Source organism: Methylovulum psychrotolerans (assembly GCF_002209385.1).
In the GTDB taxonomy this organism is placed as follows: Bacteria; Pseudomonadota; Gammaproteobacteria; order Methylococcales; family Methylomonadaceae; genus Methylovulum; species Methylovulum psychrotolerans.
In genome coordinates this window covers 3,913,805-3,928,219 of record NZ_CP022129.1, presented here as the reverse complement: position 1 = coordinate 3,928,219, position 14,415 = coordinate 3,913,805, and the positions used below count along the sequence as shown (strand labels likewise).

At 53.1% G+C, this 14,415-nt stretch carries 11 protein-coding genes; 1 reads left to right on the top strand and 10 read right to left on the bottom strand.

The annotated features are described in order from the left end of the window. Window positions 1-100: 100 nt before the first annotated feature. From CEK71_RS17710 to CEK71_RS24175, 9 genes are all read right to left on the bottom strand, one after another. A complete protein-coding gene (locus CEK71_RS17710; protein ID WP_198328300.1) occupies window positions 101-853 on the bottom strand; it encodes a hypothetical protein in 753 nt (250 codons plus the stop codon). Between the two features lie 420 nt (window positions 854-1,273). Further along, complete coding sequence (locus tag CEK71_RS17700) at window positions 1,274-2,047, bottom strand: hypothetical protein (protein WP_088620622.1); 774 nt, start codon at window positions 2,045-2,047, stop codon at window positions 1,274-1,276. A 331-nt stretch (window positions 2,048-2,378) separates the two neighbouring features. After that, on the bottom strand, window positions 2,379-2,759 hold the full coding sequence (locus CEK71_RS17695; RefSeq protein ID WP_088620621.1) for a hypothetical protein: 381 nt from the start codon (window positions 2,757-2,759) through the stop codon (window positions 2,379-2,381). 427 nt (window positions 2,760-3,186) lie between these two features. Further along, window positions 3,187-6,585: a tetratricopeptide repeat protein gene (locus CEK71_RS17690; RefSeq protein WP_088620620.1), complete on the bottom strand. Its 3,399-nt coding sequence runs from the start codon at window positions 6,583-6,585 to the stop codon at window positions 3,187-3,189. Window positions 6,586-6,970: 385 nt separating this feature from the next. Continuing rightward, window positions 6,971-7,411: a DUF1810 domain-containing protein gene (locus CEK71_RS17685; protein ID WP_232463681.1), complete on the bottom strand. Its 441-nt coding sequence runs from the start codon at window positions 7,409-7,411 to the stop codon at window positions 6,971-6,973. 33 nt (window positions 7,412-7,444) lie between these two features. Next, window positions 7,445-8,317 carry a signal peptidase I gene (lepB, locus tag CEK71_RS17680; protein WP_088620619.1) on the bottom strand — a complete coding sequence of 291 codons (873 nt, stop codon included), beginning with the start codon at window positions 8,315-8,317 and terminating at the stop codon, window positions 7,445-7,447. A 56-nt stretch (window positions 8,318-8,373) separates the two neighbouring features. After that, window positions 8,374-8,946 carry a hypothetical protein gene (locus CEK71_RS17675; protein ID WP_088620618.1) on the bottom strand — a complete coding sequence of 191 codons (573 nt, stop codon included), beginning with the start codon at window positions 8,944-8,946 and terminating at the stop codon, window positions 8,374-8,376. A gap of 98 nt (window positions 8,947-9,044) precedes the next feature. Continuing rightward, complete coding sequence (locus CEK71_RS17670; protein ID WP_088620617.1) at window positions 9,045-9,638, bottom strand: hypothetical protein; 594 nt, start codon at window positions 9,636-9,638, stop codon at window positions 9,045-9,047. Window positions 9,639-9,702: 64 nt separating this feature from the next. After that, window positions 9,703-10,149 (bottom strand): SMI1/KNR4 family protein, encoded by a 447-nt coding sequence (locus CEK71_RS24175; protein ID WP_408630495.1) that lies wholly within the window; start codon window positions 10,147-10,149, stop codon window positions 9,703-9,705. 799 nt (window positions 10,150-10,948) lie between these two features. Here CEK71_RS24175 and CEK71_RS17660 point away from each other — a divergent pair. After that, window positions 10,949-11,482: an REP-associated tyrosine transposase gene (locus CEK71_RS17660; protein ID WP_088620615.1), complete on the top strand. Its 534-nt coding sequence runs from the start codon at window positions 10,949-10,951 to the stop codon at window positions 11,480-11,482. Window positions 11,483-11,986: 504 nt separating this feature from the next. Here CEK71_RS17660 and CEK71_RS17655 read toward each other — a convergent pair. Then, window positions 11,987-14,410 (bottom strand): phosphoketolase family protein, encoded by a 2,424-nt coding sequence (locus CEK71_RS17655; RefSeq protein WP_088620614.1) that lies wholly within the window; start codon window positions 14,408-14,410, stop codon window positions 11,987-11,989. Between the last annotated feature and the right edge of the window lie 5 nt (window positions 14,411-14,415).

Sequence of the window (14,415 nt, the reverse complement as noted above, 5' to 3'; positions counted from 1 at the left end):
CCCTGGCAAGGGGGAGGTTGGGAGGGGGTTCAGAGATACCAATGTTAAGTGTTAAAAGATATATGCGCACCCGCTTATTGCCCCCCCCAAACCCACAACCCTACCGCACCGGATTAGCCGCCTTGCCCGCATACGTTTCCGCAACCCCCTTCCACAGCTTATCGAAATCGCCGATCATCTGCCGGAACGCCTGCTCCTCCGCTTTCAGGCGCGAACTGTCTATCGCCGCCTCACTAGACCACATAGAAGCCCGTTGCTGTTCAGTGGCCGTCGATTCCGCCGTGCCATAAACAAAACCGGTACGGACATCAACCAACACACACGCCGCCGTAGCCGTGACATGCGCCTCTTTATTAGGCAAGAAGCCCAGCGAAATCAACGCCAACGGCCCAATATCGGTGCTCTCGACCGTAAAATGGGTGTCCACCGAATACACCAACAGCATGTCCGTCTTCAAACTCGCCGCCGCCAAACGCAAATCCTTCATGGAATCCGGCGTTTCAGGCAGCAACATCCGGCTCATCGCCGCAATGCCCGCAATCATCGGCAACCGAGACAAGCGGCTAACCTCCTGCTCCGCCTCAATATCACGGGCCGTCAACACACAATACCGCCCATTGCCATAGCATGAAAGATGCCCCGAATCATAGCCACTCGCCTGAATCCGCGCCACCGCCAGCCGCGCCGGAAAGGATGCCGCCGGTTCCCGCTTCATCAATTCCGCAATATCCGCATCCGCTTTCGATAAATTGCCTATATTGATACCCGCACCCGGCGTTTGATAAGTCGCACAACCCGACACCACCAACGTAAACGCCAGCCCCACCATTGCCCATACCTTCCTCACCGCCATTACCTATACCTTCTAAAAATGGAAACGTTTACCCCTAAAGCCAGCCTTTTACAGAACCGCCTTAGGGCGTGGATATTTAAGCACAGCCCATCTACCAGGGAGTTGGCAAAGCCAATGCACCCCGCACAACAGCAAAAAAAACACCATTTTGTCGGAAAAGGGAAGTGACGGAAACGAAAAAACCGCCGGCACCTTTGGAAGAACCGTGACCCCCACGGCATAGTAAAATAAAGCGACCCATAAAAACCCCGACCTATACCGCTTGCCGATCAAAGAGCCGATGCCATAACAGAAAGACATCATGTCAAAAAACACCCCCAGCAACAGCATGGCAATGCCTATATAAGCCATTAATAGCCCCTAAGGAACGTGTACCTGTTGTAGAGACGAAGAGCCTCCCTGAGCGGGGCCGATAATACCTCAAAAATCCACCTGCCCCAACGGCCAGTCTTTCGGCTTACTATACATCCACTTCTTATAGTCAAAAGGCAGCGTCCACGTCTTCGGCTTAAGCTTTTTGCCTTTCACCGTTCCCGTTACCGTAACCTGCACCGGATAGACTTTTTCCGTGTTCTTGCTGCTATCTATCACCAACGTTGAATCGACAGACCCGGTATGCCGTTCGCAGGCCTTATCCCCGCAACTGCCCGTATTATCATAACTGGCATTAAAATCTGCGAGATTGCTGATTTTGTTGCCGTACGGCGCAAGCAGCACATACCAACTGTAAAAGACCCCTTGATTACCGCCGCCCGTAGTATTCTGCCAACCCCAATAATCCGACGGCCCCAACAAGCTGAGCTTCCAGTCCGTAGGCGGCGAACCAAATTCGCCCATCGGGATTTTCGGGTCGCTGGCGATAAGCTCCGCCTTACCGTTATGCTCCTCCACCACAAACGCCCCGACCAAGCCCGACAAAGCATGGGCGCTAATCGCTTCGCCCTGCGCATCCACCGCCTCACCCGTGACCAACAAATACAGCCTGTTGCCCGTGGCGGTGTCGCGCTGATCGGCATGATCCACCTTCATACAATAGCTCTGCCCGTCATCCGTTGTCGGCCAACAGCCCTTGGCGCTACGCTGACCATACACCTTATCCAACACCGCCTCCGCCGACAACTCCGCCTGCGCCACCAACGGCACAGCCAAAGCCAACCCAACAGCACAAACGGCAAACACTTTACGGCCTTGCATACACGGACTCCTCTTCTTTATCGGCTTATGGTTACAGTGCTTCGGTAGTAGCAATCTGGGAGCGTGCATAAAATTAAGTAGGCGTTCCATTGCATCTCTGCGTATTAAACCCCACCCCAGCCCTCTCGGCAACCGCTCCTTGCGTTGCTCTACCTCCTGCATCCATGCAGTCGCCCTTGGCAGGGGAGGGAGCAAATGACTTTCCCGTCGTACAGGCGAAAATCAGGGGGAAAAACGCTCCTCCCCCTGCCAAGGGGGAGGCTGGGAGGGGGTTGCCGTACTTTCGCCTGTTCGACAGATTTTATTTCATGCCCGCGCCCCCAAACATCACTTAAAAATTAAATGTCTCACTATCCCAATGCGGGAAAATAAACTGGCGACTCCTCACCGACACCTCGGTGTCGCCCGTAGCCGTCCAACTCCAATTAAACCCATCCCCCTCCCGAACCTGCTTCCTGTCCGTTAACACCGCCTGACCATAATTAAAATCAATCCGCCCCGGCTTAATGACATCAAATTGGAACTTCACACTATTCGTCCCGGCCTGCCGGGTGATGGTGACGTTATCCAGCACCGCATAATCTAAAACCACATTGTTATAGACAATGCCCAACACAAGCACCAACGCCACCGAAGCCAGCACAAACAGCGAACGGTAACGTTTCTTAGCTACCGTCGCCTCTTCGAGTTTTTTCTCTAACGAAACCGCCATAAATTTAGCCTACCTTATGTTGTGGCAAAAGCTTACACCGCCCGAAGGCTTAAGACGAAACCCAAAACCGTTGTTTAAAAATGGGCTTGCAAACAGCCCAAAACCCGGCATAGCCCCTCGACCGACAGCCTAAGCCAAGCATCCCCACGCCGCCAAAACCGCCCCGACCGACTATACAACAACAAAACCAACAATAAAATGAACAATTACCACTTAAAACGTGAATCCTTCACAAAAGCAATAAGCAAGTGAATAGGGTTTTGATATGTAACACAAAAGCAGGCGGAAAAAGTTTTCCCGGCAGCGCGGTTAAGGCCGATTTTTTTACAACGTAAAGCCTACATTCAGAAAACGGGCTTCGGCTCCGCTCAGCCAACGCCCCACACCCTGAGCGAAGCCGAAGGGAAAGGAACGGAACAGCACAAACCTAATCCGCCAAGCTTAAGCGTTCCCAAAAAGCCAAACCCTCACCGCCCAAGTCTTTGGCTAATCGGTCTAAATTTTGCAACCTTTCCGCCAAGCCGATGCGTTTGGCGATACGGTAAGCCTGTAGCCAAGTGGACAAAGCTTGTTCCTGCTCATCATTTTGCCAATGGCTATGCCCGATATTAAACAAAGTCGCACATTCACCCGCTGTATCGCCGATGGCTTGGCGGATTTGCAACGACTGTTCCAAGTAGCGCAAGGTGCTGCCGTAGTCGCCTTGGGCGTATGCGGTTGTGGCAAGATTATTGAGGGTCACGCCTTCTTGGCTTTTGTCGCCGATGGCTTGGCAGATGTGCAGCGACAGCTCCAAGTAGCGCAAGGCGGTGCCGTAGTCGCCTTGGGCAGCGTAGATCTGGGAAATGTTGTTGAGGCTCACGCCTTCTTGGCTTTTGTCGCCGATGGCTTGGCAAATTTGCAGCACTTGTTCCAAGTAGCGCAAGGCGGTGCCGTAGTCGCCTTGGGCGTGTGCGGTTGTGGCAAGGTTGTTGAGGGTCGTGCCTTCGCCTTGTTTGTCGCCGATAGCTTGCCAGATTTGCCGCGCTTGTTCCAAGTAGCGCAAGGAGGTGCCGTAGTCGCCTTGGGCCTTGTAGATTTGGGAAATGTTGTTGAGGGTCGTGCCTTCTTGGCGTTTGTCGCCGATGGCTTGGCAGATTTGCTGCGACTGTTCCAAGTAGCGCAAGGCGATGCCGTAGTCGCCTTGAGCCTGGTAGATTGAGGAAATGTTGTTGAGGGCCACGCCTTCGCCTTGTTTGTCGCCAATGGCTTGGCAAATTGGCAGGGACAGTTCCAAGTAGCGCAAGGCGGTGCCGTAGTCGCCTTGGGCATGGTGGATTTGGGAAATGTTGTTGAGGGTCGCACCTTCGCCTTGTTTGTCGCCAATGTCTTGCTGGATAGGCAATGCTTGTTGGTAATAAGCTAACGCCGTTGCATAATCACCGCGCAAATCCTGAATCAGTGCCAGTTGATTATAAACAAAGCTTTCGCCTTTTCTGTCACCTAACGCTTGGCATATCGGCAACAGCCCTTCATACAAGCCCTTGGCTTCATCATAACGGCAAAGATCCTGTAACCGTTGAGCCAGAGGCCCAGTGACTTTAGAATACAAACGCTGTTGCCCACCCCGCTTGGCGACCCGGCTCAGTTCCGCATGTTCTTCCAAACTAATGGCAGAATCACCCTCCCACCACAGCCCATACAAACCCTCAGCCGCCAGGCTATAAATCCCCCGCTGCTCCCCTGCATCCAACTCCCCCACCAACAACGGCAGCAACAAACGCGAAACAAAATACCCCGCCGCCGATGTTTCCACCAAGCCCACCGCCAATGCCGCGTGCAGACAGGCCACAAAATCCGGCAAATCCAACACCGCCGCCAAGACGGTTTCAGGAATAAACACCTCAAACAACGCCAAGCCAGCAATCAGTCGGCGGGTAGCGGTGTTTTGGTAGCCCAGCAAAGTTGCCAGCAACAGCTCTTCCCGAAACTCGGCTTGTTTTTCCGCCAATTGCGTAAACAGCGCATCCGTATCCAAGTCAGAAGCCACCACTTGATAGAGGCGTTCCAATAAGCGCGGGTTGCCAGCGGCCAGTTGGATCGCCTGTTGCTCTTGTGCCAGCGTCGTGGTGTCCGGCTTAGGCGGTAAATAACTTAAGCGTAAGGCAGCGGTTTTTTTGTCCAAGTCCGCGCCTTGGAAAGAGCTTAAGGCGATGTCGGCCAGCCGTAACGGGGCGGTTACTGCCACCGCATAGCGGCTGGTGATAAGGACACGGCTGGGCGAACCCGTTTGCCGGATAGCGGTCAGCAAGGCGGTGATAATTCCGTAAGCGATAGGCTCTACGTTCTGGTAATCATCAGCGCGAAAATTCTGCTCAAAATCATCAAACACAAACAGGGCTTCATCGAATTTAGGAAATTGCTGAAAAATCTGCCGCAACCGTAGCGCCAACGCTTGCGGCTGGTTAAGGATGTCGTTAATGGCGGCGGCGTGTTCGGGCAGGTTATGGCCCAGCAAATTACGCAACACAATTTCATCTATTTTGCCGTGGGCAATACAGCGCAGCGGCAGGTAATGCTCCAAGCGTTGGCAAATACGCACCGCCAAGCTACTTTTACCCAAACCGCCCATACCCGTCAAAACCACACCCTCGGCGTAATCCTTATCACCTTGCTGGCGACGCAAAACCCGCAACGCCTGTTGCAACAGCCGCCGCCGACCGACAAACGCCTCGCGCGGGCAGACTTCGACCTTAACGTTATTGTCCAAAAATTCTTGGCGGATCTCCCGCACCGCCCGCCGCTTACCCTTAATGGCCAAGGCGGTCAACGGCGTGTCGTCGCTATAAAAGCGCAATAAATGCCATTGCGGCTTATAAGTGGGGTCAGTTTGTAGGAGGCGTTGTTCTTCGCGGTACAGCGCTTGGCGGGTCAAACTGACCGCCCGCCCCAACTCCACGCCCTCCGCCAAGCGTTGATACAGCTCTTGGGCGGTAAAACTGGCGATTAAATCACCCACAGGCTTAGCCCAACCCAACACCGCTGGCACACCCGCCGACACCAAGGCTTCGCATAAGCTGGGCAAGGCCTTAGAGCTGGCTTGCGCGGTTTTGCAACCGGACAGGAACAGCAAACGCGGAAACCGCTCATAGCGGCTAAAAACCCCGGCAATCGCATCGGCATCGGCAAGTTGGGCTTGGCCGAACCCGTCTTCCAACCAGAATATCGGCTTATCATTGACAATATCGGCATGGCCGGTGATATGGACGACATCAAAGCTATCAGTAGCATCGCCATCACTGATGCGCTCGCTTAAGCCCTCCAAAGAGCCGCTTTCTTCCACCACTAATTCCAAATTACTGGCGCGGGTGGCGGTTAAGATTAACGCCTCTTCCTGTTCAAACTGGAGCAAGGGCCGGACATCTTTCGGCGAACTCGCCATAAACAACAAGCGCAAAGGGCGGTTTTTCGGCTGGGCGGGGCGTTGGCTGGCCGCAACCCGGCGCAAGGGGGTAAACGGGTGGTGCGGGTTGGCGCATAAATACCCGCCATTGTGCAGCAACTCCCACGCAACCTCACCTAGGGGACTGCTAGGGATGTACAGCAATGTATCTTGGCTATAATCGTCCAAATAGCCTTCCTTACCATGCAGCCAGTCAAACAACGCTTTACCCAAGGTTTGCAAGGATAAGCCGTCTTGGTAATGCGCTAGGCTACGTTGGCAAAAGTCGGTTAATTCGGCAGGGGCTAAATCACGGGTGCGCGGCTGGCGGTTACCATCGGCAAAAAACCGCAATTGCGCAAGGCTGGGGCTGGCGTTAAAAACTTCTATGCGCAGGGTTTTCATGGGGCTATCCTGTGGAGATGGGATTTAATGGTATGGATGCCGCCACTCATTAAGCGACACAGAGACAGGCTAACCTGACAGCTTGGGTTAGGCGCGGGGTTAAAGCCCTCGGCAAAGGCTAAAGACCTTTGCACTCCACTGGAGAGGCCGCACCGAACGGAGTGCAATGGTCTTTAGCCATTGCACGATAGCCTGACCGTGTGTGCCAACGTTTAGCCTGTCGTTTGCTTAACACCGGACTCTATAACCATTAGGGGATGAGGGCCGCACTCTACTCCAATTTGTTGTTTTTATTAAATTAAATGACTTTCCTGCTGCCTAAAATCTAAGCTATTTATTTTAACATGATCATAGGGCTACAGAGCCTCCCGCCCATGCGGCCAAATCACCGCTGAACTAAAGCCAAAGTCCGGGCATCCGCCACCCCCGCAAAATAGTTGTCTAACGCCGCCGAAAAAACCGACTGCCCATCCGCCGTGAGCGCAAACAGCGTCATAGACGACTGAAATTTCTGCACATCAATCCCAGAACCCAAAATCTCTAAAGCCGTCTTACCTTCAACCGCCACCACCAGCCCGCAACATGTCAGCAAGCGCGGGCCGAGCAGCGGATGCTGGCGATAAGCCACCGCCTCAGCAAGGCTTTGAATGGCATAGCGTTGGGTCATATCACTACGCCCCAGCCCCGCAATTTGCGGAAAAATATACCAAATCCAATGGCTTTGCTTCTTGCCATTCGTTAACTCCGCCAACACCCGTTGATAGCAATCGGCTTGGGCGTTAACAAACCTAGCTAAGTTAAAACTATCCGCTACCATTTCGCCCATATCCCTTATCCTTGTAGTTATATGTTCTAAAACCTAATTATGATTGCCTGCCCGAATAATGTAAATTACCTTCCCGACAATATTTTCCAGCGGGACAGGACCAAAAAACCGACTGTCATTAGAGTTATCGCGGTTATCACCCATCACAAACACCGCCCCCGCCGGCACGGTCACACTGCCCTTAACAGAAGGCGCATCAGGCACGACTTGTATCTGATAACGGCTCTCGCCCAGCACCTCCGAAAACACGTCAACATCCGTGCCTTTCGCCGCAAAAACCCTGGCGGCGGGGTTGCCATTAACAATTAGGGAGTCCTTATCATAGCCTATCGTGTCGCCCGGCAAGCCAACCACACGTTTTACATACTCAACTGACGGATCTTTAGGATAGGCAAAAACCACCACCTCACCACGCTTAACCTCTTTTGCTAAGCCAGACCTAGCCAAGGTAATGCCGAATGTTGCGTAATGCCCGTAACCCCACTTACTGACCACCAGAATATCGCCTGGATTCATTGAAGGTGACATCGAGCTTGAGGGCGGTATATGAAAAGGCTCAAACAAAAACGCCCTAAACGAAAAGACCATAACAGTCAGCATGATAGGCAAGGTAATCAAGCCATACCATCTACTGTACCAAGGCCTAACCCGTATTGTCCGGTTTTGCCGTACCAGCCAATAGCTATGCACCGCACCTATCGCCATAAGCGTCCAACCAAAGAAAAGATAGTGCCCCCACGGGGCCTGACTGAACACCATCCAAAGATCAAGACTCCCCGCAACAAGACCCGCCAGAAAATAAGCAGCCGCCAACCTCACCCTAACCATATAGAGCATCCCAAGCGACGGTACAAAAAACCCCAAGAGGATCGCCAGCCATTTTTTTGGCTTCCAATTTGTCATCATTCGTGTGCCTAGCCTAATAGTGAAAGGGCATACCGCCCAATAACAAGCCCGCCGCGCTATTGCTCAGGCCGACGGATAACCGCGCCGCTTTCCGGTCGCCAAGGTCCGACCCGCTCCTGAACCGACAACAAAACCTTATGCAACGCCGCGACCATTTGGGCATCATAAGCCGCCGGATTATTTTTTAAATGCGGCCACGCCAGCCGGACACTTGCCGCTACTGTCTTAAGACGTTGTTTGGCATCGATAACCGAATACGCCGTGCCATCCTGAACCGAGTCTTGCCTATACAACACCCAACCCTTGAACACCTCCTCTTTAGGCTTGGCAGCACCGAACACCTGCCCGACTTTCTGTAAGGCTTGCAACGCCTCCGGCGATTTTAGGTCATACAGTTGTAGGATCAAATTGGTCGAGTCCGCAGTACCTTCATCCGCCTGATTGGGTAGCTGAAACACAGCGGCGGCAATCGGCAACGTCGGCTGCATAGACAACACCTGCCACTGCTCCTCAACGGTGAAGGCAACAACCCCGCTAGGCGTTACGACCGTCATCTCCACCGCCGCACCAGAGTATAGCGGCCAACAGGCAAAAGCTGCCCAAACAAAAAACTTAACTATAGCTTTCATCGGCTAACCTAAGACGTTTAAAGTATCGTATCGTGAAACAGACTGCTTGCCCTAACGCTTGTCTAAAAGGCATAGGCTCGCCCCCGTTGTGTGGCCGACTATTTCGGCTTACTGACATACGAAACCTTACCGTTTTCAATCCGCCATACCCCCGCTTTTGTCCCCACATAAAGAGGCTGTTTATTGTACAGGCTCAGAAATACCTGAAATTCCGTTGGGGCTACCGACAGAATATGGGTCATCAATGCCCCAACAGACTTTGCGCCATTAGGCATAGCGTTTGGTTTGGTAAAGAGGCAGGTTTGGGTGGAAGGTGTGACCGATAAAACGCTGCCGCCATCTGGCGAAACCTCTACCCGAAAATGCCGCCCGCCCATTATGCCGGCCATGAGTGAAGGGATACCCATAATATAAACCGTTATCGATTTTTGTGCTTTTTTGGGTGGCAGAACCACCGTCCGATAAGGCGTATCACAGCGGTCTATTGGGGCAGTTTCGGCTGTGCTTTGCGCCTTTAGCTCTGTTGGCGACGTTATAGGCTTGGCATTAGCAAACACCCGGAACAATTCAACTCCCGTTGTTTCAGCTTGCTTTACTTCAGAAACAAATTCCGCAGGGATGGAGAATTGTTGTGCCCACGAATCACCGCACTGCAAGCCCATAATTAACCCAAAAACCGCTTTTATTTTCATTTGAGTACCACAAAATAGCACCTAACGTGCAGTGAAGAACATACCGCCCAGAAATAGCCGAAGCCTATCCCCGCCGCCCCCGACGCGCAGTTTCCCAACCCTTTACACAGACTTCCAAATACTCCGCAACACTACAATATGGATCGCCCTCCTCCATTCCAGGGCTCCAATACCGGATAAAATACTCACCCGTTTGGTGGTTGTAGTGCCGCGCGTCAAAACAATAGAAATCCTCGTCAAAGCCCAGGTTGAATGCAATAAGATACTTGGGTATCGCCCTGCTTCGCCGCCGCCGTCGACAATAGCTGTTGATGCGGATAATGTGGTCAAGTCTGGTATAGTCCGGCCCCAGCCCAGCAAACCAACGGCCAAACGACCGTGAATGCAGTGCGACCTCGATAAGTGCTGGCGGCAAAGCAATGCCGAAGTGGGTTTCGATTCTCCCGATACTTTGGCGGGTCGGACGCGGCGGGTAATCAGGACACAGCGGGTAATCAAGACCCGGTGACATGACCGCATCAAATCTGGCAATGAGGGGCATGAGTTCCATAGCATACCTAGCGTGAGTAAGAGGGGCATCGCCAGAACACCTACAGCAAAACCCAAAAACCAACCGATTTTACATAAAGCCTAAGACCGAAAAGTTAAAACGGCTTCCCCTATCAACTAGCGACAAAATAACATCGAAGTGCCCCTGTTACCAAAACGATTAAGGTAATCAGAAACACATAACAAATCGGTTATACACGCTTAAATGACTGTACGCGAACCTTTAAAAATTGGAATATAGCCAATTAATAACTTATATTATTGAAATAATACAATATTCATTTACCCTTAGCAACCTATTTTCTGCGAGACCCTCCCTTTCAGCCTGCCACCAAAATTACTGGATAAGTGCCATAACAACCTAATACAAGCATTAAGGCATTCGTCCTGAGACGTACCACCTCCATTGGGCGAGGGCATTTTATTCCTTTCACTGCGCAATGCTGAACCGCCGCGAAGGGCGCGAGAAAACTGTTAACGCTGGTTCCCAAGCTCTGGCTTGGGAACCTCAATGCGAGAAGCTCCTGCTTCGAGAATTGCAAAGTAAGTATTCTGTCAGCGATTGCGCTAAAACATCGGACAGAACCGTTGGTAAAGCCTACCCGAACAGCACTAGAAAAAAGCGTCCAGAATTTCCAAAGCGGGCGCTTCGAAGAACTAAGCTCCCAAGCCGAAGCTTGGGAACCGGATAGGGACAAAGTGCGAGCCGGCCCACCACTTAAGCTTAAGCCATTTTTTCCTAAAACATCCAGGTATCCCCCATGCCCAGAAGCCGCTACCGCATACACCACACAGGCTATCCGCATTTTTTAACCGCCACCATCAACCACTGGCAGCCGCTGTTTACGCGCACGGAAACGGCCAATATCGTCTTGGATAGCTGGCGGTTTTTACAGCAAGAAGCGGATTTTAAGATTTACGGTTATGTGCTGCTGGAAAATCACCTGCATCTGATCGCCGCTTCGGCGGATTTAAGCCGCGACATGCAGCGGTTTAAGTCTTGGACAGCCAGGCAACTGGTCGATTATCTGCAACAACGTTCATCAGCACGGGTTTTAGAGATTCTCGCCCGATTTAAACGCGCCCATAAAACCGCTAGCCAGTATCAGGTATGGGAAGAGGGCAACCATCCACAGCTCATTGAATCCGAGGCGGTTATGCGGCAGAAATTAGACTATATCCATCATAACCCCGTCAAGCGTGGTTATGTCGATTTGCCTGAGCATTGGCGTTACTCCAGTGCGCGTAATTATCTGGGGCAACCGGGCTTGATTGAAGTCACACGGGCATGGTGAGGAAAACGGGGAAGGCTACGCGGGTTGCGCTCATTGCGCTGGTTCCACTCATTATGCTGGTTCCCAAGCTCCGGCTTGGGAACCCCAAGTGCCGAAGCTCCCGCTTCGGGAATTTATAATCCCGGAAAGCCCGTGGGGCCTAAAGCGGATGGACTAATACACCTGTCGGCAGTGGCTACTTGCCGCCGCGAATTCCCGAAGCGGGAGCTTCGGAAAAGCTAGGTTCCCAAACCAGAGTTTGGGAACCAGTGCAAATAAAGATTACGCTGGTTCCCAAGCTCCGGCTTGGGAACCCCAAGCGCCGAAGCTCCTGCTTCGGGAATTTATAATCCCGGAAAGCCCGTGGTGCCTAAAGCGGGGGGACAGGCACACCTGTCAGTACGGGGCAGCCGCGAATTACCGAAGCGGGAGCTTCGAAAAGCTGGGTTCCCAAGCCAGAGCTTGGGAACCAGCGTCAATGGGAGCTTTAGGTACTAGAAGGCGAAACCGTCACCCCACCAAACCTCAGCCCTCGCGCCCACCATCCCCCGCCTCTTCCGCAGCCACAACCGGCAAAGGCCATTGCCAATTCCGTATCTCCGGCATATCCTCGCCATACTTATAGATATAATGCTTATGGTCAATCAGCTTATCGCGGATGTATTGCTTTAAATACACCGCCTGTTGCGCCAAGCGCGGCACCCGGTCGATCACATCGGCGGCGAGGTGGAAGCGGTCCATGTCGTTCATCACCACCATATCAAACGGCGTGGAAGTCGTGCCTTCTTCCTTATATCCGCGCACATGCAGGTTCGCATGATTAGTGCGGCGGTAGCAGAGGCGGTGGATCAGCCACGGATAACCGTGGTAAGCGAAAACAATCGGCTTATCCTTAGTGAAAATCTCATCAAAATCCTTATCCGACAAGCCATTAGGATGCTCGCTCGGCGGTTGCAGACGCATCAGGTTAACGACATTAACGACGCGGATTTTCAGGCTAGGGACTTTTTGGCGCAGAATATCGACCGCCGCCAACACCTCCAAGGTCGGCACGTCGCCCGCACAGGCCATCACCACATCCGGCTCACAGCCACAGTCGTTACTCGCCCATTCCCACACCCCGATGCCCGCCTCGCAATGCTTAATCGCCGCGTCCATATTCAGCCATTGCGCCGCTGGCTGCTTACCCGCGACAATCACATTGACATAATTACGGCTACGCAAAACATGGTCGGTCACCACCAGCAAGGTATTGGCATCGGGCGGCAGGTAAACGCGGATGACTTCGGCCTTTTTATTGACGACATGGTCGATAAAGCCGGGGTCTTGGTGCGAAAAACCGTTATGGTCTTGCCGCCAGACGTGCGAAGTCAGCAGATAATTTAACGACGCGACCGGGCGGCGCCACGGGATGCGGTTACAGGTTTTCAGCCATTTCGCATGTTGGTTGAACATGGAATCGACAATATGAATAAACGCCTCGTAACAGGAGAAAAAGCCGTGCCGCCCGGTCAGCAGATAGCCCTCTAACCAGCCTTGGCAAGTGTGTTCACTGAGGATTTCCATAACCCGCCCGTCTTGTGACAGGTTGGTGTCTTCGGGAAGGATTTTTTCCATCCACACCCGTGAGGTGGCATCAAAGACATCATCCCAACGGTTCGACGCGGTTTCATCGGGGCCAAAAATGCGGAAATTACCCTGCTCCTGATTATTGCGCAGCACATCGCGCAGCAACCGCCCCATCACCCGTGTGGCTTCGGCGACCACCGCGCCAGGGGCGGGCACATCGACCGCGTAACAGCGGTAGTCGGGCAGGCGCAAGTCACGCAACAGCAAACCGCCGTTGGCATGGGGATTATCGCCGATACGCCGCTGGCCGCTCGGGGCCAAGTCCAGCAACTCCGGCAGCGGGCGGCCTTGCTCGTCGAACAGCTCATCAGGGCGGTAACTTTTCAGCCACCGCTCCAAGCCTTCTAAATGCTCAGGATTTTCGGCCAGGTTCGCCAGCGGCACTTGGTGGGAACGCCAAAAGCCCTCGGTCTTTTTACCGTCAACACTGCTAGGCCCCGTCCAACCTTTGGGGGTACGCAAAATCACCATCGGCCAAATCGGGCGGCTGATGGGCAATTCGCCCGTGCGGGCTTGCTGTTGGATAGCGGCAATCTCGTCCAGACATTGGTCCAAAACACTGGCCATACGGGTATGGACAATCTCAGGATCATGGCCTTCGACCAGATACGCGCGGTAGCCGTAACCGGCGAACAGTTGGATCAGCTCATCTTCATCAATCCGCGCCAGAATGGTGGGGTTGGCGATTTTGTAGCCGTTCAGATGCAATATCGGCAACACCACCCCGTCACGTTTAGGGTTTAAAAACTTATTGGAATGCCACGCCGTCGCCATAGGGCCGGTTTCGGCCTCACCGTCGCCGACCACACAACAGGCGATCAGATCGGGATTATCAAACACCGCCCCGTAGGCATGGGTTAAGGCATAGCCCAATTCGCCGCCCTCATGCAGGGAGCCGGGGGTTTCCGGCGCGACATGGCTGGGCACGCCGCCGGGGAAGGAGAATTGTTTGAACAAGGCCTTCATGCCGTCCTTGTCTTGGCTGATGCTGGGATAATAATCGCTGTAAGTGCCTTCCAGCCAACTGTTCGCCAAAATCGCCGGCCCCCCGTGTCCGGGGCCGCACACCATCATCATATTCAGGTCATGCGCCTTAATCAGGCGGTTTAAATGCACATAAATAAAATTCAGCCCAGGGGTAGTACCCCAATGCCCCAACAGGCGCGGCTTGACATGCTCCAGCTTTAACGGTTCTTTCAGCAGGGCGTTGTCGAGCAAGTAAATTTGCCCGACCGATAAGTAATTGGCCGCCCGCCAATACGCATTCATGCGCTCCAGTAGTTCCGCCGACAAACGCAGATCGTGGTTTTTAGGTTCCATTCGCT